Origin of the sequence: Aestuariimicrobium soli (genome assembly GCF_051192575.1) — a bacterium.
GTDB lineage: Bacteria > Actinomycetota > Actinomycetes > Propionibacteriales > Propionibacteriaceae > Aestuariimicrobium > Aestuariimicrobium soli.
Window position 1 is genome coordinate 400,876 of the sequence record NZ_JBPJSQ010000003.1, and the last position, 22,015, is coordinate 422,890.

Below are 22,015 nucleotides of genomic sequence, written 5' to 3' on the forward strand. Positions count from 1 at the left end.
GGGTGAGGGGGTCCTCCAACGCGGTGGCTCAGCCCTCGACGGCCGTCCTGCTGAGCGCGACGACGGCGCCCGCCGGCACCGGCGCGACCAACAGTCCTCCGGAGACCTCGTAGCGGGTCTGGCAGTTCTCGGCCAGGTTGCAGTAGGAACCATCGGGCAGCCCCGTCGGACGCTGCACCGTCACCTCGGACTCGCCGGCATTCATCGCCACGAACCCGCGCGCCGACCCCGGCGACGTCTCACCCCGGACGATGGTGGCCACGTTCCCCTCGGCGGCGGCTTCGGCCGGGGCATCTCCCATGGCGTCGTGGAAGGCGATCATGCCCGTCACCCACGCGTCTCGATGGTTGCAGGTGAACCCCTCCTCGCCGTCACCGAGCCGCTGCGGTTCGGTGGCATCGCCGCACTGGGCGGGGCCCACTCGTCCGGTGTTCTCCCGGGGAGGGGACTGGTCGTTGTTGCCCAGCTCGAAGTGGTAGCCCGAGTAGACCACCGGAGTGCCGTAGCCGTAGCCCAGCAGGAAGGCCTCACCCAGGCGATAGGGGCCGAGCTTGGCGATCGAGAGGGTCTCGCCGTTGCGCTCGGTGTCGTGGTTGTCGACGAAGGTGACGGCGTAGACCGACGGCAGCCACGATCCGGTGTTGAACGCGTTCAGGGAGTCGAACGAGAAGGTGCCGAAGGCGTCGTTCAGGGCGCGGGCGTAGCCGAACTCCTGCACCAGCCCGAGGTCGACGTACTGCTCGGGGGTGACGGGTTCGTCGCCGCCGCGAATCACCTCCTGGATCAGCTTCGGCCGGGTCGGCAGGGCATCGACGATCGCGGCCAGATCGGCGGCCGACATGTGCTTGGCGGCATCGATGCGGAACCCGTCGACCCCCAGCGACTGCAGGTCGGCCAGATAGGCGGTCAGGGTGCGTCGCACCTTGTCGGAGCCGGTGTCGAGGTCGGCGAGGTTGACCAGTTCGCAGGTCTGCACCTGGGCCTGGTTGGTGTAGTCGACGATGTCGTCGTTCTCGGTCAGTCCGCAGTGGTGGAAGTCGGACGAGGTGTACAGCCCGGGGTAGTCGTAGTGCGAGTAGTGCGATCCGGCGGTGCCGACGCCGGGGGAGTCCTGCCCGGTCATGTGGTTCAGCACGGCGTCGACGTAGACCTCGACGCCGGCCGCGTGACAGGCCTTCACCATGGCGGCGAACTCTGCCCGTGTGCCGAGGGTCGAGTCGAGGCGGTACGAGACGGGCTGGTAGACGATCCACCAGGGGGCGAGGTTCGCCGGGTCGCCGGTGATCGACTCCTGCGGCGGTGAGGTCTGCAGGAAGTCGTAGCCCAGCTCGGCCAGATGGGGGCATTCGTCCGCGATGGAGGGCCAGGTCCACTGGAACAACTGCACGCCGACCGGGGCGGCGGGTCCGACGGGTGCCGGGGTGCCCGCCCCGGCGCCGCCCGGCCCGGACGAGGTGCGCGGCTGCGCCGCCACGAGGGCCGCGATCAGCGCCAGCCCGACGACCAGCACCAGCACCGGTGCCCACCCGCGCAGCCCTCCGCCCCGCGCGAGAACGCCGGCGGGGCGTCGGCGGGGAGCGAGGTGGTCGGCGGCGCTGCTGTCCATGCGCTCACTGTTGCAGACTCACCCGCCGCCCGTCATCGGTCGCCCACGCCCGCCGCTCCAAAAGTGTTCGCTGGCGACAGATGTTGTAGAAATCTGCAATCGGTGTCGCCAGCCGACACTTTTGGAGCGGTCGCGCCGGGAGCCACCTCAGCTCTCGGGGGTGTAGGCGTGCCCGCCGGGTGCGTTGATGTAGTCGATGTCGCCCTCGACGTAGGTGGCCGCCTGTCGCAGCACCGGGTGGGCCAGCAACTCTTCGCTGCCCGCCGGGAACCGCAGCGGGTTGTCGTGGCTGAGGAACCCCGCCCGGTGGATCATCGCGATCATCGGGCGCGCCTGGTCGGTGTGGTTCGGCATGCCCGCATGCCACAGCCGGATGTCGCGGATCATCATCGACCCGCGCGGGAAGGTGGCCTGGAACGGGGGAGCGACCGCCCGCCGTGCCTCGAGGATGTCGAGCGGGATCTCGATGTCGTCGCCGGCGCCGACCGCGAGCTCGCGGTGGGTGCCGGGCCAGATCTCGGTTCCGCCGTTCTCGGCCGACACGTCGACGGTGAGCACGTTCACCACCAGCTCGGCCGGCGGGTGCGCCACCTCCATCACGTCGACCGGCCACAGGTGGCCCACGTCGGCGTGCACCGGTTGGCGGTTCTCGCTCGGCAGCGCCGTGTTGCCGCCGTACATCACGTTGGTCATGCCGGGGCCGAGGATGGCGCTGGTCACCTGGATGGCGAACTCGTTCACCAGCACGTCGCGGAACAGGAAGGGCTCGAACGGCGGCGGGTCCTGCTGCACGTTGCCCGCATGCCAGTTGTAAGGGGCATCCGGACGAGCCTGCAGCAGCGCCACGTCCGCGACGATCCGCTCGTGCAGGGCGTCGAGATGGGCCTCGTCCACCACCTTCTCGAGCACCACGTAGCCGTCGCGGCGCACGGCCTCCACGGCCTCGGTGAGGTGGTCGGCGCTCAGGGCACCGGCGGAACGTTCGTCGTCGGTCAGTTGGATCATCACCATGACCTCCACCCTAGGCAGAGACCCCTCAGCCCCAGGTGAAGATCGCGCCCTTCGCGCCTGAACTGGTGCCCTGAGAGGTGGTCACATGGACGATCCCCCGGCCGCCCGTGGTGCCGGCCGGAATCCGCACCAGCGCCGACGTGGGTGACTCGACCGCCGTCACCGTGGCCGCCACTCCGCCGACGTCGGCCGTCATGCCGGGAAGGAACCCTCGTCCGGTGATGCGGATCACGGTGCCCGCGGGCTTGCCGGTCGCCGACAGGGCGACGACCCGGGGCACGTCGACGTAGAGCGCCCGACCAACGGCGGTGGTGCCCGCCGGGCTGACGGTGCGGATGACGTAGGGGCCGGGTGCGAGGTGCGCCGGCATCGTGCCGGTGAACTGCGTGTCCGAGGTCACCGACAGGTTGGTGAGGGCGAGTCCGCCCACCGTGACCGACGTGATCTGGCTGAAGCCGATGCCGGTGAACCTGACCGTGGTGCCCCCGGCCAGCGGGGTCGCCGCCCAGCTCTGCCCGGTCAGCACGGGCGCGAGGGTGCGGGTGGCGTCGAGAATGCCGGCGCCGCACCCCTGGCAGGAGCTGGCGGGGCGAGCGCGGGAGGCGAGCATCGACTCGACCTGAGGCCCGGTCAGGCCGGGCTGTTGCGACCACAGCATCGCCGCGACCGCGCTCACCTGCGGGGCGGCGAATGAGGTGCCGATGCCGCGGGTCACCCCGTAGGAGCCGTTGTTGGTGGTGGACGAATTGACCGTCAGCAGGGGCAGCGGCGCGCTCGGGTCGCCACCGGGTGCCGCCAGGTCGACCGTCGTGCCGTAGTTGGAGTAGCTCGCCCGCTGCTGGGTCGAGGTGCTGGCCGCCACATTGACCACGCCCGCGCAGTTGCCGGGGGCGTACTGTTGGGCGGCCGAGGCCACGTTGCCCGCAGCCGTCACCACGATCGAGCCGCGCGAGCGAGCCGTGGTGATGGCCTGCTGCCAGTCGGGGCTGCAGGCGGCCGGGTCGACGGTGCTCAGCGACAGGTTGATCACCCTTGCCGGGTGGGTGTTCGTCGGCACCCCACTCACGGTGGCGCCGCTGGCCCAGGCGATGGCGTCGATGACGTCGGACTCAATGCCCCCGCACTGACCGAGCACGCGCACCGGCAGGATCTTCGCCCCCGGGGCCACGCCCGCGATGTCGCGTCCGTTGTCGCGCAGGGCTGCGATCGTGCCAGCCACCGCCGTGCCGTGCCACGCCGAGGGCTCCCCGTCGCAGTAGTCGCCAGTGTCGGTGGGGTCGGCGTCTCGTCCGCTGTTGCCGTCGGCACCCGACGAATCGGAGATGAAGTCGTAGCCGCCCACGAACTGGCCGGTCAGGTCGGGGTGGTTGGTCTTGCCCGAGTCGATCACGGCGACCGTCACGCCGGCCCCCGTGAACCGCTGCACGGGGGTCAGGGTGATGCCGGCCGCGCTCGACAGGTTCCACTGGTTCACGTACTCGGGGTCGTTCGAGACCGCCCGCACCCGCCGGTTCGGCCCGGCGTACTCGACGTCGGGGCGCGACTGCAGGGCGGCGATCACGGCCCGGGGGTCACCGGCACCGTCGACCACCACCGTGCCGGTGAACAACTGCCGCTTCTCGGTGGGGATGGCCCGCAGGCGCTTCGTCGACTGCGCAGCTCGCAGCGCCTTCGTCCGTTGTGCCTTGTCGGAGCCGGGTGCAAACCGCACCAGCACCTCGTTCGTCCACCCCTTCGGCAGCGGCGGGGCGGCGTCGGCGGGCAGCTGCGGGGTGGCGGTGACCAGCAGGCCGGTGACGACCAGCAGCGGGAGCAGGGCCCGGGAAGTGCGCTTCACGCGTGCATCCTAAGCGGAGCCACCCCGATAGGGTCGGAGCATGGCTCCCGACGACGCTGATGTGCCGCTGACCACCCGCCTGCAGAACGTGCTGCCGAGCGCTCTCGACCTGCTCAAGGAGCATGTCGCGATTCCGTCGGTGAGTTCGCTGCCCGAGCGCGCCGACGACGTCGAGCGCAGCGCCGCCTGGGTGCTGGCGCAGGCCCAACGCCTCGGTTGTGCGCAGGGCTGGATCGTCACCGAGGGCGGCAAGCCCGCCGTCATCGCCCAGTGGCCCGCCCCCGAGGGCCAGCCCACCGTCTGCCTGTACGCCCACCACGACGTGCAGCCCACCGGCGACCTCGCGTTGTGGGCGAGCGACCCGTTCGTCGCCACCGAGCGCACCGACGCGGTCGGCGAGGAGCGCCTCTACGGCCGCGGAACCGCCGATGACAAGGGCGGACTCGCCGTTCACCTGGCCGCCCTCGAGGCCTTCGGCGGGAAGCCTCCCGTGGGGGTGACCCTGTTCATCGAGGGCGAGGAAGAGATCGGTTCGCCCTCGCTGGCCACGATCATCGAGCGCCACCATGAGGCGCTCGCGGCCGACGTCTTCGTGATCGCCGACTCCGGCAACTGGGAGGTCGGCGTGCCCGCCTTCACCACCACCCTGCGCGGCCTGGCCGACTGCGTCGTCGAGGTCGCCACCCTCGACCACGCGCTGCACTCCGGCTCGTTCGGCGGCGTCGTCCCCGATGCCCTCACCACGCTGTGCCGGCTGCTCGCGACCCTGCACGACGACAACGGACGAGTCGCCGTGGCCGGCCTCGGCACCTCCGAGGCGCCGGAGCTCGACTACCCCGAGCAGCGGCTGCGGTCGGAGACCGGTGTGCTCGATGGGGTCGACTGGATCGGCGAGGGGTCGGTCGTGTCGCGGTTGTGGAACCAGCCCTCGATCAGCGTGCTCGCCATCGATGCGCCCAGCGTCGCGAACGCCTCGAACACGCTGCAGCCGAAGGCCCGGGCCAAGGTCTCGTTGCGGGTCGCTCCCGGCGACGATGCCCATCAGGCCATGGCGGCCCTGCACCGCCACCTCGAGGAGCACGCCCCCTTCGGGGCGCGGGTGACGGTGACCGACGGCGACGCCGGGCAGCCGGGGATCATCGCCTTCGAGGGCGCCGTGGCCGAGGCGGCCACCGACGCCTTCCGCGAGGCCTGGGGTGTCGACCCGGTGCAGATGGGTCAGGGCGGGTCGATTCCCATGGTGGCCGACTTCCAGCGGCAGTTCCCGCAGGCCACGGTGCTGGTGACGGCCGTCGGCGATCCCGACACCCGTGCCCACGGCATCGATGAGTCGCTGCACCTGGGCGACTGGCGCAAGGCCTGCCTCGCCGAGACGCTGCTGCTCGACCGACTGGCGCGCTGACATGACGTCGGGGTTCGAGAACTGGATCGACAAGCAGATCCGCGAGGCGACCGAGCGCGGGGAGTTCTCGAACCTGCCCGGGGAGGGCAAGCCGGTCGAGTTGGGCCGTCCGGGCGACGACGAATGGTGGCTCCGCCGCAAGCTCGAGAAGGAAGACCTGCGGGGGGCGATGCCGACCTCGCTGTCGCTTCGTCGGGAGAAGCAGGACATTCACGAGACCCTCGCCGACGTGCGTTCGCGCGGGGCGGCACGCGAGCTCGTGGACGACCTGAACGCCCGCATTCGTGACGCCAACGTACGCCAGGTGGAGCGGGTGCCGATCTTCACCGGCGAACTCGACGTCGAGGCCGTGCTGGACGAATGGGAGCGGCGGCGGGGGAGCCGCTGATCAGGGGTCGGCCGTGGTCTCGACACGGTCGCAGGCGACCTACTCGACCGATGAAACCTGAGTACCGCTGATCAAGAAGGAGCGACGTGTCGACCTCACCCCGTGAGCGAATCCTCGCCTGCGCCGCCGCGGCCGGCATTGCCGAGCGCGAGCTGGGCGAGATCGTCCCCAGTTGGTCGCAGCACACCGTGCTGGTCGGCGACGACCGCGTGCTGCGCGTGTGCTGGCTCGGCAACCGCGAACGCCTGACCGCCGAGTCGTTGCTGATGCGCGACCTGCCCGCCGAGTTGGGCTGCCCCGAGGTGCTCGCCCACGGCCACGCCGGCGACCTCACCTGGGCCCTCTCCCGCCGGATGCCGGGCCGCACCCTCGCCTCGGTGTGGCCCGAGTTGGGCGATGCCGCTCGCACCGAGGCCGCGCGCGCCATCGCCGGGCTGCTCGAGCGGCTGTACGCGCATCGTCCGAGCGATCACGTCACCCGGGCGCTGCTCGCCGTTCCCCGCTGGCCCGACGACCTGGTGGGCGGCGCGATACTCGCCTGGCCCGTCGACCGGGCCAAGCGCCTGCTCGCCGACCCCCGCTGCGTGCTGCGCGACGACCAGAAGCGCCGCATTCTCACCGTGTTCGCCGAGCACCCCACCCCGCGCGTCGACGACCCGACGCTGCCCGTCATCCACGGTGACCTGCACGCCAGCAACGTGTGGTGGCAGGGGTCGCCGGACGAGGGCCGCGTCACCGGCTTGTTCGACCTGGAGTGGGCCCGGTTCGCCGAACCCTGGGCCGACGTCGGACGATCCCACGAGCGTGCGCTCGCCGACCTCGCCGAGCCAGACGACAGCCCCGATCAGGGCTGCCACCCTCGCCTGATCGGCGACATCGTCCGGTTCCTCCCGGCCTGGCAACTGACGGACGAACACCTGGTGATCTCGACCCTGGGCTACAGCGTGCGGCACTCGCTGCAGTGGGACCCGCTCGACGAGGACTCCCCGCGCGACCACGTCGTGCACACCGTGGACGGGCTGCTGGCGCGCGTCCGTGGCTGATCGGCGACCCGCCCCACGGGTCCACCCCCTGTAGGGTGGCGTGCGTGCCACGCCCCGACGGTCTGCTCACCCATGAACTCGACCCGCATGACCGCGGCCCGCAGGATCACTGCGGAGTCTTCGGGGTGCTCGCCCGCGACGAGGAGGTCGCGAAGCTGACCTTCTTCGGTCTGTACGCGCTGCAGCACCGCGGTCAGGAATCGGCCGGGATCGCCGTCTCCAACGGCGAACGCATCATGGTCTTCAAAGACATGGGCCTGGTCAGTCAGGTCTTCGACGAGGCCGCCCTCAACTCCCTGCCCGGGCACCTGGCCATCGGCCACACCCGCTACTCGACCACCGGAGCGTCCGTCTGGAACAACGCCCAGCCGACCTTCCGGCCCACCGAGAACGGCGGGCTGGCGCTGGCCCACAACGGCAACCTCACCAACACCGACGAGCTCGAGGCGGTGCTCGCCACCCGCATGCCCGCCGGCCAGGTGCCGCACAAGAACCGCATGGACTCCACCAATGACACCTCGATCCTGACGGCGCTGCTGGCCACGCATCCTGCCGTCGAGCGCGGGGGAGTGGGCGGTGCCGCAGGCGTCGAGCAGGCCGCCCTCGAGGTGTTGCCGCAGCTCACGGGCGCCTTCTGCCTGACCTTCATGACCGAGACCGCCCTGTTCGCGGCGCGCGACCCGCAGGGCATTCGTCCGTTGGCCATCGGACGACTGAGCGGCGGCGGCTGGGTGGTCGCCAGTGAGACGGCGGCGCTCGACATCGTGGGCGCCGAGTTCGTCCGCGACGTCGCTCCCGGCGAACTGGTCGTGATCACCGAGGACGAGGGTCTGCGCTCGCTCAGGTTCGCCGACCAGGCGCCGAAACACTGCCTGTTCGAGTACGTCTACCTGGCCCGCCCCGACACCACCTTCGAGGGCCGGCGCATCCACAACGTGCGGGTGAAGGTGGGCAAGACGCTCGCCAAGGAGCACCCGGTCGAGGCCGACCTGGTCATCCCGACCCCCGAGTCGGGCACCCCTGCGGCCATCGGTTTCGCCGCCGAGTCGAAGATCCCCTACGGGCAGGGTCTGGTGCGCAACGCCTACGTCGGACGAACCTTCATCCAGCCCTCGCAGACGATGCGGCAGATGGGCATTCGGCTCAAGCTCAACCCGCTGGCCAGCGTGGTGAAGGGCAAGCGCCTGGTGGTCGTCGACGACACCATCGTGCGCGGCAACACGCAGCGGCAGGTGGTGTCGATGCTGCGGCAGGCCGGCGCCACCGAGGTGCACGTGCGCATCTCGGCGCCGCCCGTGCAGTGGCCCTGTTTCTACGGCATCGACTTCGCCACTCGCGAGGAACTGCTCGCGCCCGGCATGAGCGTCGACGAGATGTGCGAGGCGATCGGCGCCGATTCGCTCGGCTTCGTCTCGCTCGACGGTCTGGTCAAGACCACCCACCAGCCCATGGAAAACCTCTGCCGGGCCTGCTTCGACGGGGTCTACCCCGTGCGCACGCCCGTCGACCACGTTTCAGGAGACTGCTGATGAGCCAGAGCGAGAACCAGTCGGCGTACGCGCGGGCCGGTGTCGACATCGAGGCCGGTGACCGCGCCGTCGAGCTGATGAAGGCCTCCGTCGCCCGCACCCGGCGCCCCGAGGTGCTCGGCGGGCTGGGCGGGTTCGCCGGGTTCTTCGACGCCTCGTCGCTGAAGAACTACCGCCAGCCGGTGCTGGCCACCTCGACCGATGGGGTCGGCACCAAGGTCGCCATCGCGCAGGCGCTCGACAAGCACGACACCATCGGCTTCGACCTGATCGGCATGCTGGTCGACGACCTGGTGGTCACCGGCGCCGAGCCGCTGTTCGTCACCGACTACATCGCCTGCGGCAAGGTCGTGCCCGAGCGGATCGCGGCCATCGTCGGCGGCATCGCGGCGGCCTGTGAGGCCGCCGGGGCGTCCCTGCTGGGCGGTGAGACCGCCGAACACCCCGGCCTGCTGGGGGCAGACGAGTACGACGTGGCCGGGGCCACCACGGGTGTGGTCGAGCGTGACCAGATCCTGGGCGCCGACCGCATCGTCGCCGGCGACGTGGTGCTGTCGCTGGCGTCGTCCGGTCTGCACTCGAACGGTTTTTCACTGGTGCGGCATGTGCTGCTGAACGAGGCCGGGTGGTCGCTCGACCGGCACGTCGACGAGCTGGGCACGTCGCTGGGTGAGGCGCTGCTGACGCCGACGAAGGTGTATGCCCTCGACATTCTCGAGATGATCAAGGCCGCCCGCGGAACCGAGCCCGGCGACGGCGTGCACGCCATCAGCCACATCACCGGCGGCGGATTCGCCAACAACCTCGCACGGGTGTTCCCTGCCGGGCTGGGGGCCGTCGTCGACCGGTCGACCTGGACTCCGCCGGCGGTCTTCCAGCTGGTGCAGCGGGTCGGAAACCTCGCCCAGGCCGACATCGAGGCCACCCTCAACCAGGGCGTCGGCATGGCCGTCGTGCTGCCCGAGGCGGCGGTCGACGCCGCCCGCAGCAGCCTCGCCGAGCGCGGGGTCGACTCGTGGATCTGTGGCCGCGTTGAGGCCCGCGACGGAGTGGAACTGGTCGGCGAGCACGCCTGACGCGCGGCCGGTGCGCGGGCGGACTCGCTGCAGGCGGAATCACTTTGGTTGGGGGTGCTGGCTCCGCTACCCTTGCACTCACGACAGTTGACACACATTTCCGCGGGCCTGCCCGCGAGGGACACAGCGAGGGGGTCGACCCACATGGGGCGCGGCCGTGCAAAGGCGAAGCAGACCAAGGTTGCCCGCGATCTGAAGTATCGCTCGGTGGACACAGATTTTGCTTCCTTGGAGCGTGAGCTCCGCAGCGAATCACCCGACGACTCGAGGTTCGTCGAGATGGATGATGACCAGTACGCAGATCTCGCTGCGCAGTGGGACGTCGACGACGATGACGAGGACGACGAGGGTCGCTGACCGACCCCGGTGACGCCCATGGTCGACTGGTTGCCTGATGCGTTGCTGCCCGGCTACGAGCAGTGTCGGCTGACACTGCACGATCCGGTGGTGGCCGAGGGTGAGCCCGACGACACCGAGCTGACGGCCACGCTGGTGCGCCAGCACCCGCCGCGTCACCGGCGCGCCGTGCTCTACGTGCACGGCTGGTCGGACTACTTCTTCCAGACCCACCTGGCCGAGTTCTTCGATCGCCTCGGCTTCGACTTCCATGCCGTCGACCTGCGGCGCTACGGACGATCGCTGCGCGACGGCCAGCTGGGCGGCTTCATCACCGACCTGCACGAGTACTTCGACGAGTTGGACGAGGCCTACGCCGTGGTGGCGGCCGACCACGACGAGATCACCCTGATGGCGCACTCGACCGGTGGCCTGACCGTCTCGTTGTGGGCGAACCAGCGGCCGGGGCAGTTCAACGGCGTCGTGCTCAACTCGCCATGGCTCGACCTGCAGGGGTCGCCGGCCGTGAAAGCCCTGACCGGGCCCATGATGAAGAGCTTCGGTTCTCGCTACCCGACCACCGTGCTCCCCCTGCCCGACTCGGGCATCTACGCCCGCTCGATCCATCGCTCCCTCGACGGCGAGTGGGACTTCGACCTCGGGCTGAAGCAGCACCCGTCGTACCTGATTCGGGTGGGCTGGATGCGCGCCATCATGGCTGGACACGCCGAGGTCACCAAGGGGCTCGCCATCGACACCCCGGTGCTCAGCATGGTGAGTCATCGGACGAGCTTCCGTCGCACCTATGCGCCCACCGCCAAGACCACCGACACCGTGTTGGACGTCGAGAAGCTGGCCCGTCAGTCGGTGCGCCTCGGCCCCCACGTGACGGTGGTGCGCATCACCGACGGCATGCACGACCTGGTGCTCTCGGGTGAGAAGGTGCGGGCGACGGTCTTCGAGCAGCTGGAACGCTGGCTACGGGCCTACGTGCTCTGAGGCCTTCCCGAGACCCGCGGCTGAGCGGGGTTTCGTCCGAGGGCCGAAAGCCGCCGATGCCGCCGAATTCCTGCCGGACGGGCTCGCGGTGAGACACTGGAGACATGCCGCATCGTGATCAGCATGTCGTCGTCGTCGGTGGCGGGTTCGCCGGGCTCAATGCCAGCACCACGCTCGCCAAGGCCGGATTCCGGGTCACCCTGATCGACCGACACCCCTACACCACCTTCCAGCCGCTGCTGTACCAGGTGGCCACGGGCGGGTTGAACCCGGGCGACATCACCTACTCGCTGCGACGGTTCGCGTCGAACCACGACATCGGCCGGGTGTCGTTCCGGCGGGCCACCGTGAACTCGATCGACACTGAGAACCAGCAGGTGATCGTCAGCCGCGGTGAGCCGATCGCCTACGACCACCTGGTGCTGTCGCCGGGGGTGGGGGCCAACTTCTTCGGCATCGAGGGCGCCGAGCAGAATGCCCGCTCGATCTACACGCGCGGCGAGGCGATCGAGATGCGCGACATCATCTACTCCGGGCTCGAGCAGCTGACCGCCCAGCGCGACCCCGACCGCCGGTTCACGGTGGTGGTCGTCGGCGGCGGGCCCACCGGTGTCGAGATGGCCGGCACCCTGGCCGAGATGAAGTCCGAGGCCCTGCCGGTGGTCTATCCCGAGATCCACATCGACAACTTCCGCGTCGTGCTGGTCGAGATGGGTCCCGCGCTGCTGGCGCCCTTCGAGCGGGGTCTGCGCGACTACACCCTCGCCGAGCTGCGCAAGCGTGGCGTCGACGTGCGCCTCGACACCGCCATCTCGAAGGTCGACCACGACCTGGTGACCTTCGCCGACGGCGGCACCCTCGACGTCGACGTAGTCGTCTGGGCCGCGGGTGTCGGCGCCCACCGGGTCGTGTCCGGGTGGGGCATGCCGCAGGGCCGTGGCGGACGGATCCTGGTCGACCGCGACCTCACCGTGAAGGGCTTCACCAACATCTACGCCATCGGTGACGCCGCCCTGATCGAGGACGACCCGCTGCCGCAGTTGGCGCAGCCCGCCCTGCAGCAGGGGGTGCACGTCGCCCGGACCATCCAGGCCCGCATCGACGGACGAGCCTCCGCCCCCTTCGAGTACCACGACAAGGGCACGATGGCCACGATCGGCCGCTTCGACGCCGTGCTGCAGTTCCCCAACAAGGCCAACGGGCAGCCCGGGCCGACGCTGCGGGCCTACTCGGCCTGGGTGTTGTGGGTGGTGGTGCACCTGCGGTCGCTGCTGGGCGGGCGTAACCGGCTGCAGGCCATGATCAACATGGGCGTGCGCTACCTGACCTGGCCGAAGTCTGCCACGGGCATCATGGGTGACATCACTCCCTCGCCGGCCGAGTTGGGCCGCGAGCAGGACTGACGACGCGAGCAGGACTGAGGCCGGCGCGGGCCGCGTCGTCCGCCGCCCCCCACCGCGGGTCGCGTCGTCCGCCCCCCATCGCGTTTGCCTGTCGAACGTGCGTTTGCCGCCGTTGCAACAGGGACAAACGCGCGCTCGGGAGGCAAACGCGTGCTCGGGGGGCATGGCCTGGGCCTTGGCGCAACAAAAAACCCCGCCGGAGCGGGGTGGTGGTGGCCAGGACCGGGATCGAACCGGTGACCTTTCACTTTTCAGGCGAACGCTCTACCAACTGAGCTACCTGGCCATCCCCTCACCGAGAAGCCTCAGTGAGAAGAAAAGCGATGATGTGCGAGACATCATCGCTTGAGCGACCCCGACGGGACTCGAACCCGCGACCTCCGCCGTGACAGGGCGGCGCGCTAACCAACTGCGCTACGGGGCCTTGCGGCCCTCGAACCTTGCGGTTCTCTGCCTGCTGCCCTGCAACAGGCAGCTAGAGAAGAATAGCCACAACCGCGCCGAGTTCGCCAATCGAGCCCGACCGTCGGCTCAGTCGGGCGGATCGTTGCCCACCAGCCCGTCGATGGCCTCCCGGACGATCGAGGTCTGGCCGGTGTGCAGCAGGTTCTCCTCGAGGATGTCGACCAGGCGCCGGCGGCGACTCACGGGGTAGCCGGGGTCGTCGGTGACCAACTCATCGAGCCCTCCGTCGGCGGCGAGCTCGACCCAAGTCGCGCGACAGCGGGCGATGGTGGCGTACCAGAGGGAGTAGAGCTCGTCGGGGTCCATGGTGGCGGCGACCGTCCACTCCGAGTCGCGGGGGCCCGGAAGGTCGGGCGCGCGTCCCTCGGCCGAGGCGGTCCACATCTCCTCGACCCGCACCAGGTGCAGGATCGTGCCGGCGATGGTCAGACTCGAGGGGGCGTGGCGTTGGCCCAGCTGCGCGGCCGTGAGCCCTCCCGACTTCCACGCGAACTGCCGGTGCACCCGGTCGAGTGCGAACAACAGCATCTCGGCCTCGCCGCCGCTGAGGCAGTCGGTGATGGGAATGTCGCGGTAGTCCATGCTCGCGACACTACGTCGTGCCTAGGGTCGAGGCATGACTTCGAGTCGAGTTGACGTGGTGACCTGCGAGCCCACTGCGACGATGGTGGTGCGTGCCGACCTGACCTGGGCCGAGTTCCGCGAGCAGTGGCCCGTGATGCTGGGGGAGGTGTGGGACCACCTCAAGCAGCACCCGCAGACTCGTCCGGGTCGAAGCGTGATGGTCTACCGCGCGCCCACCGCCGGCTCCGGGGCTGAGGTGGGGGTGGAGATCGGTGTCGAGGTGGCTGGTCAGGCACCCGAGGTCGGTCGGATCGTGGCCTCCCAGCTGCCCGGCGGACGAGCCGCGCACGTGATCCACGAGGACGGCCCCGCGACGATTGACGCCGCCTACCGCGCGCTCGACGCGTGGGGCCCGGAAGCGGGGGCGGGGGAAGCGGGGGCGGGAGAGAGGTTCGCTTCCGAGAGTTGGGAGGTCTACGGGCAGCCGGGGGCTGACGGCTCTTACCCGATCGACGTGTTCCGACTGCTGGCCTGAGCACACGCCGAAGCCCCCGCCGAGCAGTGCTCGACGGGGGCTTGGTGGTGCTTGGCATCCCCAACGGGATTCGAACCCGCGCTGCCGCCTTGAAAGGGCGGTGTCCTGGGCCGCTAGACGATGGGGACCCGGCCGGGCAAGTCTAGGGGCAACGGCGCGAAGGCTCCAATCCCGAGCGTGCTCAGGAACGCGTGGTGATGTGCACGTGATCCTTGTGGTTGGCCGTGGCGCCACCCCGATCGGCCATCAGTCGCCAGCCCTCGGAGTCGCGGTCGCGGTTCCAGATGTGCTGGTCGAAGATGATGTATTGAATGTCGAGGCTGTTGGCGTTGGCGCGCGCCCACTTGGCGATCTCCCAGCCCTGCGCGTTGCCGCTGCTGGTGCTCCAACTGGGCAGCATCAGGTCGAGAGCGTGACCGCTGGGGTGATCGGGAATGGTGTCGGGGCGAATGCCGTAGATGGTCTTGATCTGCGGCCAGGTCGACCGCACCGTCACCAGCAGTTGGTAGGTGTTGTTCGGCAGCCCCACCAGACCGACCGATCCGCCATAGGTGGGGTCGAGGTTGCCGAGTGGCTTGGTCGAGCTCAGGTAACGAGCCGTCACCCAGCGCACGGCGCCCTGGTAGACGATCTGCGCTCGTCCGTTCTGGACGACGCCGGTCACGCTGAGGGCGGTGCCGATGGGCACCTCGGTGATCGTCTTCGAGTCGGAGCCGGACGTGGTGCGGATGTCGAGGGCCGCCGTCGCGTACTGGGTGCCGATGATCTTCGGAAGCGTCGGCGTGGTCACCACCGGGCTGGTGCTGATCGGGGCCACGTAGTTGGCGTTGACCCAGCGCAGGGCGCCCTGCCAGATGATCTCGACGACACCGGTGGCCTTCTTGCCGGTCAGGTTGAGAATGGTCCCCTTGGGAATGTCACCGAGCGAGGTGAAGTTGGTGCCCGACGACGTGCGGATCATCAGATCGGCGGTGGCTCGTCCCTGACTCTTGGCCGAGGGGGTCGAGACAGAACCGCTGCTGGTGCCGGGCGAGCCGAGCCACGCGGTGGCGACCCAGGCGCGTCCGTCCTGCCACTGGATCTGGCTGTAGCTGGCGTTCACCAATCCGGTGAGCGTGACGGTCGAGCCGCGCTGCAGCAGGCCGACCTTGCGGGAGGTCACGGTGGGGCCGGTGCGCACGTTCAGGGCCTCGGTCACGGTGCGGGTGCCGGTGGTGCCGGCTTGGCTGACCGGGGCCGACTCGGTGGCGCGGACGCCCGTGAGGTAGTTGGCGGAGACCCACGCGGAGCGGCCGTTGAAGGTCACCGGCACCCAGCCGTTGCTGACCGGACCGGTCTGCTTGACGGTGCCGCCCAGGTAGAGGACGCCGATGATCGGCGCCGTGGTGGAGGGCTTGGTGCGCACGTTCACGGCGGTGGTGGCGCGCAGGGTGCTGTAGTCGGCGATGGCCGACGGGCCGATGGCCACACTCGAGGCGGCGATCGCGCCGGCGAGGCCGAGTGCGGAGACGGCCAGGCGCAGGGGGCGCAGGCTGATTGGGCGGCGCAAGCTGACAGGGGGGCGCAGCATGGTGGGGGCTCCTTCCGTGCGGCCTTCCCTGCCGCAGGTCAGTGCCGCCGACCGCAGGCGTCTTCCCCGGCGACAGGGCGCGCCCCGATCGGTCGGGGAGTGCACCGCCACCACGCCCCCCGTCCCCTGGGCGGGTGCCCGTGGGGACGAGTTCGGTCGTCGACGCGAGCAAAGTAGGCCGCGCCGCATACCTCCACAAGCCGACAATTTCGAGGGGGACTACGACCGCAAGCCGACATGCCGTGAAATGCCCAAAAACTACGCCAATGTCATTTTGGGGGCGCGGGAGGGTGCGCCGTGGGTCGTGAAACGCAGTGTGGCAAGGTGGGATGCCGTGTTTGCCCGGTGGCGTGGGGGTGCGGTTCGCTGAGCAAAACCTGAGAGTTGCCCGGGGTCAGCTCGGGGTGGTCACGCGTGGCGCGCCGGGGTGAAGTCTTGATTGACAGTTCACTGTTCGGTCGAGGGTTCCTCGGGAGGGTCGACGGGGACGACGGTGGTGCTCCCGGCATCGGCGCTCACCCACGCCGCGCGTCCGTAGGCGGAGTGCGGCACGTAGCCGGCCTGCAGGTCGGACCGCTGGACCACGGTGGCGCCGGTGGTGGTGGCGAGGCGGTCGAGATCCTCGTCGGCGAGCACGAGGGTGCCCGCGTCGAGGATGCCCTGCCGCACGTTGACGGTGACCAGGTCGACCACCTCGGGGTCGATGGCGGACGACGCGAGCACGAGCGGTTCCTTGCTCCGGGCCGCGCGCTCGAGGGTCTGCATGGCCTCCTGCGGGGAGCCGATGCCGTCGCGCACGACGAGGAACAACGGGTGGGTGAGCACCATGGCCCGCCGGTCGGGTGCCGCCGGGTCGGTGCGGGTCGCCTGACGGGGGTCGGCGAGGCCGGTGGTCAAGTGCAGGGTGGCCGGAGAGGTGCTCGCCGCGGCCAGGGCGGAGGCCTCGTCCGGGGTGAGGGGGACGGGCGTGACCGCGCTGCGCTCGAGCTCGTCGGCGCTGACGTAGTCGGGCGTGGGGAGCGGCTCGCCGTCGGGGGTCTCGCTGGTGGGCGGGGACGACAGCTCGCGGTCGGCGCGGCGCTTGGACCGCCAGTCGACCAGGGCGGCCACGGTCAGGACGAGCAGCCCGACCGCGAGGATGGCGAGGACTCCCTGGACGGTGCTGGTCATGGGACGAGCCTACGTGGCGTGGTCTTCGTAGCGGCCGACAGGGTCAGCCCCAACGCCGGTGCACCTCGTCCTCGAGGATCTCGCTGAGCGCGCCGCGGGTGTCGATGCAGGTCTTGACGCCGCGCCCGAAGCTCGCGTAGGACAACCCGGGGACGAGGGCGCCGAGCCCCCGCTCGAGCCGCCCCACCCGGCGGGCGATCCGGGTCACCTCGGCCACGAACTTCGCATCGTCGTGGTGGGCCGCGCTCTCCTCGAGCTGGCGCACGAGCATGGTGAGGTCCTTCTGGGTGTTCGAGAGCGAGACCGCGGAGCGGGGGTCGTCCTCGATGGTGTGGGAGGCGAGCCAGTAGGCATTCGAGTCCCCGAACGTGGGCAGCTGGCTGTGCGCGAGGTCGAAGGAGGTGATCGAGGGCGGATCCACCCGAGGTGGTGGCGCGGGTTGCGGCTCGGGTTCGGGGGGCGCCATGCCGAGTTCCTTCTCGAGGGCGGCGATGCGGGCCGGGTCTGCGCGATGGAGCTCCTCGGGTTGCGGCTCGGCTCGCTGGCGCGCGCTCCACGCCGCGGTCGGCGCGAGAATGGGCCACGCCACCGCCCAGCCGAGGGTCGACCCGAGTCCGGATCGGGCGCGTTCCTCGCTCGGGACGAGCACCTGCCGGATCGCCTGGCCGACGCCGACCCAGACGGCCCCGATCGCCAGGTACAGCACCAGTGCGGGCATCTGCCTCCTCCTCTCGAGAACAGGTCTATCGCGGGGCCATGACAGTTTGTGGCTCATGCCGCCAGCGGACGATGGCGCCGCTCGCCTGGTCACTCACAGCCGGGAAGGCCAATCGAAGGCGCCCCTCACCCGGGCCACGGCCTGGTCGGCCGTCACGGCGGCATCGAACTCGACCTCGTGCACTCCGGACAGCGGGTCGTGATCGGTCCACCACCTACGCATCAGGTCGGGACCGTACTCGGCGGCCTGGGGCTTGGTGGCATGGCGACGAACCGTCTCGTCGAAGCTCAACTCCCACCGGAATGCCGCCGATGTTCCCGCGTGGTCGGCGACCAACGCGCGCAGCATGACGCCGTAGTACGGGGCGTGCAAGATGCCTTCGACCACCACGTGAAAGCCAGCATCCAGCGCATGCCGGGCCACCGTGTCGATCAGGCTGATGGCGGGATTGTCCGGACCATCGCCCACCTTCAACACTTCGCGCCTCAGCAGATCCTGGCCCACGACCGCCACCATGCCCTTGGGGAAGGACTCCTGTACCCGGCGGGCCACCGTCGACTTGCCCGAGGCCGAGTTTCCCCGCAAGAGGACCAGCCTCGTCCGCTCGCTGCCACATCGCATCGGCGCACCGTATCAGGCTGCGGACACCAGATCGCGGCGCGGGCTGAGGGCGCGGTCGGCTGGGGAGGGTGAAGTGGGCGAACGTCCCCGGGAGGATCCAGCCCTTCCCCCCGCCCTCGTCCGGGCGCATGATGACCCCATGTTCCTGACCCAGACGGACGAGGCCACCGCCACCGGTGCCGTCGCTGATTACTTCGCCTCGCAACGCAAGAGTTGGGGGTTCCTGCCCAACTACGCCCAGTGCTTCACCACCCGCCCCGACGTCGCCCAGGCGTGGGCCACGCTCAACCTCACCATCCGCAACGGCATGGACCGCCGCCGCTTCGAACTCGCCACCATCGCCGCCGCACGCGCCCGGCGCTCGACCTACTGCACCGCCGCCCACTCCACCTTCCTGCGCGACGTCTGCGGCGACGAGGCGACGCTGGATTCCCTGGCGGACGACCCGACCGGCGCCTCGCTCGACCCGGTCGATGCCGCGGTCGTCCGGTTCGCCGCGCAGGTCGCGGGCGACGCCTCGTCCGTGGTGCAGGACGACGTCGACGCGCTCCTCGCCCTGGGACTCACCGAGGCCGACGTCGCCGACATCGTCTTCGCGGCCGCGGCGCGCGCGTTCTTCACCGCGGTGCTCGACGGTCTCGGCGCCCAACTCGACGAACAGACGGCCGCCTCGCTGGGGCCGCGGCTGCTCTCCTGGGTTGTCGTCGGACGTCCGCCCGCTGGCTAGGGTGGTTGCGTGGACACAGACACCTCCAGTTCGACCCGCATCGCCGTCCTGATCGACTGCGACAACGTCTCGCCCAAGCACATCGGCGCCGTGCTCGAGGAGCTCGCCAGCTACGGCGTCCCCACGGTCAAGCGTGCCTACGGCGACTGGACGACCACCCAGCTGACCGGGTGGAAGCACGAGTTGGTGCGCAACGCGATCCAGCCGGTGCAGCAGTTCCAGAACACCGTCGGCAAGAACTCAACCGACTCCGCGCTCATCATCGACGCCATGGACCTCTTGTGGCAGGGCAACGTCGAGGCCTTCGCCATCGTCTCCAGCGACTCCGACTTCACGCGCCTGGCCACCCGCCTGCGCGAATCGGGCAAGCGCGTCTTCGGGCTCGGCCGCCGCAAGACCCCCGAGTCGCTGCGCCGCGCCGTCGACCAGTTCATCTTCCTCGAAGTGCTCGCCGAACAGAACACCGCGGACGACCCGGCCCCCGACCAGGCGGTGGCCCCGACGCCCGCGGCGGCCGATGAGGGCGGTGCCGCCGGACCGGAGTCAGCTCCGGAGGGGCGGACGATCAACCTGCAGAGCGCACTCACCAAGGCCATCAACGCCACCTCGGGTGATGACGGCTGGAGCGGACTCGGGCCGGTGGGGCAGCACCTCAGCCGCGCCCACGCCGACTTCGACCCGCGCGACTTCGGGCACGCCAAGCTCAGTTCTTTGGTGGACGAGCAGCCCTACCTCGAGACGCGCACCGAGGGCAGTCGGCGGCAGGTGAGGCTCAGGCAGAAGCGCGCCACCCGCAAGGCGCCGGCGAAGAAGACCACGAAGGCGACCTGACCTCCCCTCAGCCCTCGACGGCCAGCACCGTCAACCCCCACGGCCCCAGGTCGAGCGTCGTGCCGCCGGGCACGTCGGCATCGGCGCGCAGGTCATGGGAGGCCACCGGAACCAGACACGTGGCCGCCACCGGCGCCCAGTTGTGCGCGAAGACGACCCGTCGTCCGCCCTCGACCGCTCCGGACATCAGCGTGACCGACGACGGGCGCGTCCACTCGGCGAAGCGGGGCGTGATGGTCTGGGCGAACAGGGCCCTCGCCAGGGCCGGGTCCGGCAGGGTGCCGACGTGGGTCACCCGACCCTCGCCGGCGATCGCGCGGGTGACGGCGGGGAAGCGCTCGAGGAAGGGGTGCCGGTAGGTCGCCAGCACCTCGGCGTGGTCGACGATCAGGCCGTCCGCCCAAGCCAGGGCGCGGGCGTCGCCGGGTGTCTCGAACCCGTCGACACCGGCGACGGGAACCGGCTGGGCCAGCGTCGAGAACTCTTCGTAGTGCACCCCGGCCACGTCCGCGAGCACACCCGGGGCCACGGTCAGTCGCGCCCGCGCCTCGTCGTCGGCATACCCCGTGCGCGGCCCGAGCACCAGGTGCCCGCCGGCGCGCGCGTAGTCGGCGAGCAACCCCAGCAGCGCGTCGTCGGCCACGTAGAGACCCGCGGCCACCAGCATCGGGAAGCGCTTGACCAGCTCGGACGCCGACCACCCCATCACCTGCTCGACGTGCACGATGCGGGCCTGGCCACCCGCCTCGAGCACGCCCCGGTGGAAGGCATTGACGGCGTCGGTGTAGGCATCGGGATTGCGCGGGGCGTACCCCCGGGCACCCTCGCGGCCGATCCACGGAGGCTGGAAGTCGAGCCCGTGCTTGGCGTCGTTCGACCACAGCAGGGCCACATCGGCGTCGGGCTCGTAGCCGCGCAACGTCGCGCCGAGGGTGCCCAGCAGCGATCCCAGTTCCGACACCTCGGAATAGATGCGCCCGGGCACCTGACTGTGCGGGAGCACGCCCATCCAAGAGGTCTCGGTGCCGAAATGCAGTGTGTGCCAGTGCCAGTACTCGATCATCGCCGCCCCGCGCGAGACCAGCGCGGTGCCCGCCTGCAGCAGCTGCCCGGGGTAGGGCGGCAAATGGTGGGACGAGCCGCCGATCGACTGGGCATTGGTCTCGGTCACCCAGAACCGCTCCTGGCGCACCCCGAAGCTGCGGTCGGCGAGCTCGAACAACCCGTGCACGCCCGTGCGGATCCACGGCTGGGGGCGCTCGAGTTCCAGCGAGGCATCGAGATGGTCCTGCATGGCGTAGTAGGGATTGGTCGCGGTCAGGTCGAGACCAGCGGCCAACTCGACCTCGTCCATCGCTGGCCGGTCGAACGAGATGCAGGTGGTGACCACCTGGCCGGGCCGCGCATACTCCCGGACGATGTCGGCCTGCCAGCCGATGTAGTCGGTGATCACCTCGTCCTGGAAGCGGCGCCAGGCCAGGTCGTACTGCGGCTGGGCATTGCCGTCGGGGCGCCACAGGTCGGCGAAGTCGGTGATGCGGTGCGACCAGTAGACGAGACCCCACTCGTCCGAGAGCCGCTCCGGCGTGCCGTACCTCCGCTCGAGCCAGGCCAGGAACTGCCGGAAGGTGCCCTCGTTGTGCAACAGCATCGCGCCCGGCTCGTTGTCGACCTGGTAACCGATGACGGCCTGATGGTCGGCGTAGCGGCTGACGACCTGGCGGATCACGCGCTCGGCGTGGGTGAGGAAGTCGGGGTGGGTGACGTCCACCTCCTGCCGGGCTCCCCAGGGGTGCCGCACGCCGGTCGCGCCCTCGCCGGCGATCTCGGGGTGCTTGCTGACCAGCCACATCGGCACCGCGTAGGTGGGGGTGCCGAGCACGACGTCGATGCCGCGCGCCTTCGCCCCGTCGAGCGTCGGCTGCAACCAGTCGAGGTCGAACTCACCGTCGCGAGGCTCCCAGGTCGACCACACCGACTCGCCGACCCGAATCACGGTGAAGCCAGCAGCCTTCATCAGATCGAGGTCGCGGTCGAGATCGAGTCGTGGCTGGTACTCGGGGTAGTAGGCGGCGCCGAAGCGCAGGCGATCATTCAGGCGATCGCTCCGGTGGGCTTCGGGGTCCAGGGGTTCAGGGGTGGGAGCAGCGCTGGTCACCCGATCAGCCTAGGCAGCGCCATCGG

The 22,015-nt window shown here is 70.2% G+C and carries 20 protein-coding genes and 3 tRNA genes; 11 read left to right on the forward strand and 12 right to left on the reverse strand.

The window, feature by feature from the left end; all coding sequences use genetic code 11:
* Positions 1-28: 28 nt before the first annotated feature.
* The 3 genes from ACSDQ9_RS05570 to ACSDQ9_RS05580 all read right to left on the reverse strand — a co-directional run bounded on the left by ACSDQ9_RS05570 (position 29) and on the right by ACSDQ9_RS05580 (position 4,454).
* Positions 29-1,606 carry an alpha-amylase gene (locus tag ACSDQ9_RS05570; RefSeq protein ID WP_435144668.1) on the reverse strand — a complete coding sequence of 526 codons (1,578 nt, stop codon included), beginning with the start codon at positions 1,604-1,606 and terminating at the stop codon, positions 29-31.
* A gap of 147 nt (positions 1,607-1,753) precedes the next feature.
* Entirely contained in the window at positions 1,754-2,617 is an 864-nt protein-coding gene (locus tag ACSDQ9_RS05575) for a phytanoyl-CoA dioxygenase family protein (protein WP_435144671.1), read from the reverse strand.
* Between the two features lie 25 nt (positions 2,618-2,642).
* Entirely contained in the window at positions 2,643-4,454 is a 1,812-nt protein-coding gene (locus ACSDQ9_RS05580; protein WP_435144673.1) for a S8 family serine peptidase, read from the reverse strand.
* Positions 4,455-4,494: 40 nt separating this feature from the next.
* Here ACSDQ9_RS05580 and ACSDQ9_RS05585 point away from each other — a divergent pair, with 40 nt between their 5' ends.
* From ACSDQ9_RS05585 to ACSDQ9_RS05620, 8 genes are all read left to right on the forward strand, one after another.
* Entirely contained in the window at positions 4,495-5,856 is a 1,362-nt protein-coding gene (locus ACSDQ9_RS05585; protein WP_435144675.1) for a dipeptidase, read from the forward strand.
* Position 5,857: 1 nt separating this feature from the next.
* Positions 5,858-6,244 (forward strand): DnaJ family domain-containing protein, encoded by a 387-nt coding sequence (locus tag ACSDQ9_RS05590; protein ID WP_435144676.1) that lies wholly within the window; start codon positions 5,858-5,860, stop codon positions 6,242-6,244.
* An 86-nt stretch (positions 6,245-6,330) separates the two neighbouring features.
* The gene (locus tag ACSDQ9_RS05595; protein ID WP_435144678.1) at positions 6,331-7,287 is read left to right on the forward strand and encodes a phosphotransferase family protein; all 957 of its coding nucleotides are present in this window, start codon (positions 6,331-6,333) and stop codon (positions 7,285-7,287) included.
* Between the two features lie 44 nt (positions 7,288-7,331).
* Positions 7,332-8,816: an amidophosphoribosyltransferase gene (gene purF / locus ACSDQ9_RS05600; RefSeq protein ID WP_435144680.1), complete on the forward strand. Its 1,485-nt coding sequence runs from the start codon at positions 7,332-7,334 to the stop codon at positions 8,814-8,816.
* Positions 8,816-9,892: a phosphoribosylformylglycinamidine cyclo-ligase gene (gene purM / locus ACSDQ9_RS05605; RefSeq protein ID WP_435144682.1), complete on the forward strand. Its 1,077-nt coding sequence runs from the start codon at positions 8,816-8,818 to the stop codon at positions 9,890-9,892. Before purF ends, purM begins: the two co-directional genes overlap by 1 nt.
* A 144-nt stretch (positions 9,893-10,036) precedes the next feature.
* Complete coding sequence (locus tag ACSDQ9_RS05610; protein WP_435144685.1) at positions 10,037-10,249, forward strand: DUF3073 domain-containing protein; 213 nt, start codon at positions 10,037-10,039, stop codon at positions 10,247-10,249.
* Positions 10,250-10,279: 30 nt separating this feature from the next.
* Entirely contained in the window at positions 10,280-11,227 is a 948-nt protein-coding gene (locus ACSDQ9_RS05615) for an alpha/beta hydrolase (protein WP_435144688.1), read from the forward strand.
* 104 nt (positions 11,228-11,331) lie between these two features.
* The gene (locus tag ACSDQ9_RS05620) at positions 11,332-12,630 is read left to right on the forward strand and encodes an NAD(P)/FAD-dependent oxidoreductase (RefSeq protein ID WP_435144691.1); all 1,299 of its coding nucleotides are present in this window, start codon (positions 11,332-11,334) and stop codon (positions 12,628-12,630) included.
* A 210-nt stretch (positions 12,631-12,840) separates the two neighbouring features.
* On the opposite strand, the gene ACSDQ9_RS05625 is transcribed toward ACSDQ9_RS05620, so the two are convergent.
* The 3 genes from ACSDQ9_RS05625 to ACSDQ9_RS05635 form a co-directional block, all read right to left on the reverse strand.
* A tRNA-Phe gene (locus ACSDQ9_RS05625) sits at positions 12,841-12,916 on the reverse strand.
* 64 nt (positions 12,917-12,980) lie between these two features.
* A tRNA-Asp gene (locus ACSDQ9_RS05630) sits at positions 12,981-13,054 on the reverse strand.
* A gap of 107 nt (positions 13,055-13,161) precedes the next feature.
* Positions 13,162-13,677, reverse strand: coding sequence for a mycothiol transferase (locus ACSDQ9_RS05635; RefSeq protein ID WP_435144693.1), 516 nt, complete (start codon positions 13,675-13,677; stop codon positions 13,162-13,164).
* Between the two features lie 34 nt (positions 13,678-13,711).
* On the opposite strand from ACSDQ9_RS05635, the gene ACSDQ9_RS05640 reads away from it, so the two are divergent.
* Positions 13,712-14,194 carry a GyrI-like domain-containing protein gene (locus ACSDQ9_RS05640; protein ID WP_435144695.1) on the forward strand — a complete coding sequence of 161 codons (483 nt, stop codon included), beginning with the start codon at positions 13,712-13,714 and terminating at the stop codon, positions 14,192-14,194.
* Positions 14,195-14,246: 52 nt separating this feature from the next.
* Here ACSDQ9_RS05640 and ACSDQ9_RS05645 read toward each other — a convergent pair.
* From ACSDQ9_RS05645 to ACSDQ9_RS05665, 5 genes are all read right to left on the reverse strand, one after another.
* Positions 14,247-14,322, reverse strand: a tRNA-Glu gene (locus ACSDQ9_RS05645).
* A gap of 53 nt (positions 14,323-14,375) precedes the next feature.
* Positions 14,376-15,764, reverse strand: coding sequence for an SH3 domain-containing protein (locus ACSDQ9_RS05650; protein WP_435144698.1), 1,389 nt, complete (start codon positions 15,762-15,764; stop codon positions 14,376-14,378).
* Between the two features lie 447 nt (positions 15,765-16,211).
* Complete coding sequence (locus ACSDQ9_RS05655) at positions 16,212-16,934, reverse strand: hypothetical protein (RefSeq protein WP_435144701.1); 723 nt, start codon at positions 16,932-16,934, stop codon at positions 16,212-16,214.
* 43 nt (positions 16,935-16,977) lie between these two features.
* Entirely contained in the window at positions 16,978-17,652 is a 675-nt protein-coding gene (locus tag ACSDQ9_RS05660) for a hypothetical protein (RefSeq protein ID WP_435144704.1), read from the reverse strand.
* 93 nt (positions 17,653-17,745) lie between these two features.
* Complete coding sequence (locus ACSDQ9_RS05665) at positions 17,746-18,237, reverse strand: P-loop NTPase family protein (RefSeq protein ID WP_435144705.1); 492 nt, start codon at positions 18,235-18,237, stop codon at positions 17,746-17,748.
* A 175-nt stretch (positions 18,238-18,412) separates the two neighbouring features.
* Between ACSDQ9_RS05665 and ACSDQ9_RS05670 the strand changes: the two genes are divergently transcribed.
* Complete coding sequence (locus ACSDQ9_RS05670; RefSeq protein ID WP_435144707.1) at positions 18,413-19,000, forward strand: carboxymuconolactone decarboxylase family protein; 588 nt, start codon at positions 18,413-18,415, stop codon at positions 18,998-19,000.
* A gap of 9 nt (positions 19,001-19,009) precedes the next feature.
* Complete coding sequence (locus tag ACSDQ9_RS05675; protein WP_435144710.1) at positions 19,010-19,831, forward strand: NYN domain-containing protein; 822 nt, start codon at positions 19,010-19,012, stop codon at positions 19,829-19,831.
* A gap of 7 nt (positions 19,832-19,838) precedes the next feature.
* Here the strand turns inward: ACSDQ9_RS05675 and ACSDQ9_RS05680 are convergent, their stop codons facing one another.
* On the reverse strand, positions 19,839-21,989 hold the full coding sequence (locus ACSDQ9_RS05680) for a beta-galactosidase (protein ID WP_435144712.1): 2,151 nt from the start codon (positions 21,987-21,989) through the stop codon (positions 19,839-19,841).
* Positions 21,990-22,015 lie beyond the last annotated feature (26 nt).

Bases quoted from the DNA above. Each gene is read 5' to 3' on its own strand.
- ACSDQ9_RS05570 (WP_435144668.1), bottom strand. From the start codon at position 1,606: ATGGACAGCAGCGCCGCCGACCACCTCGCTCCCCGCCGACGCCCCGCC.
- ACSDQ9_RS05575 (WP_435144671.1), bottom strand. From the start codon at position 2,617: ATGGTGATGATCCAACTGACCGACGACGAACGTTCCGCCGGTGCCCTG.
- ACSDQ9_RS05585 (WP_435144675.1), top strand. From the start codon at position 4,495: ATGGCTCCCGACGACGCTGATGTGCCGCTGACCACCCGCCTGCAGAAC.
- ACSDQ9_RS05590 (WP_435144676.1), top strand. From the start codon at position 5,858: ATGACGTCGGGGTTCGAGAACTGGATCGACAAGCAGATCCGCGAGGCG.
- purM (WP_435144682.1), top strand. From the start codon at position 8,816: ATGAGCCAGAGCGAGAACCAGTCGGCGTACGCGCGGGCCGGTGTCGAC.
- ACSDQ9_RS05610 (WP_435144685.1), top strand. From the start codon at position 10,037: ATGGGGCGCGGCCGTGCAAAGGCGAAGCAGACCAAGGTTGCCCGCGAT.
- ACSDQ9_RS05620 (WP_435144691.1), top strand. From the start codon at position 11,332: ATGCCGCATCGTGATCAGCATGTCGTCGTCGTCGGTGGCGGGTTCGCC.
- ACSDQ9_RS05635 (WP_435144693.1), bottom strand. From the start codon at position 13,677: ATGGACTACCGCGACATTCCCATCACCGACTGCCTCAGCGGCGGCGAG.
- ACSDQ9_RS05640 (WP_435144695.1), top strand. From the start codon at position 13,712: ATGACTTCGAGTCGAGTTGACGTGGTGACCTGCGAGCCCACTGCGACG.
- ACSDQ9_RS05650 (WP_435144698.1), bottom strand. From the start codon at position 15,764: ATGCTGCGCCCCCCTGTCAGCTTGCGCCGCCCAATCAGCCTGCGCCCC.
- ACSDQ9_RS05655 (WP_435144701.1), bottom strand. From the start codon at position 16,934: ATGACCAGCACCGTCCAGGGAGTCCTCGCCATCCTCGCGGTCGGGCTG.
- ACSDQ9_RS05660 (WP_435144704.1), bottom strand. From the start codon at position 17,652: ATGCCCGCACTGGTGCTGTACCTGGCGATCGGGGCCGTCTGGGTCGGC.
- ACSDQ9_RS05670 (WP_435144707.1), top strand. From the start codon at position 18,413: ATGTTCCTGACCCAGACGGACGAGGCCACCGCCACCGGTGCCGTCGCT.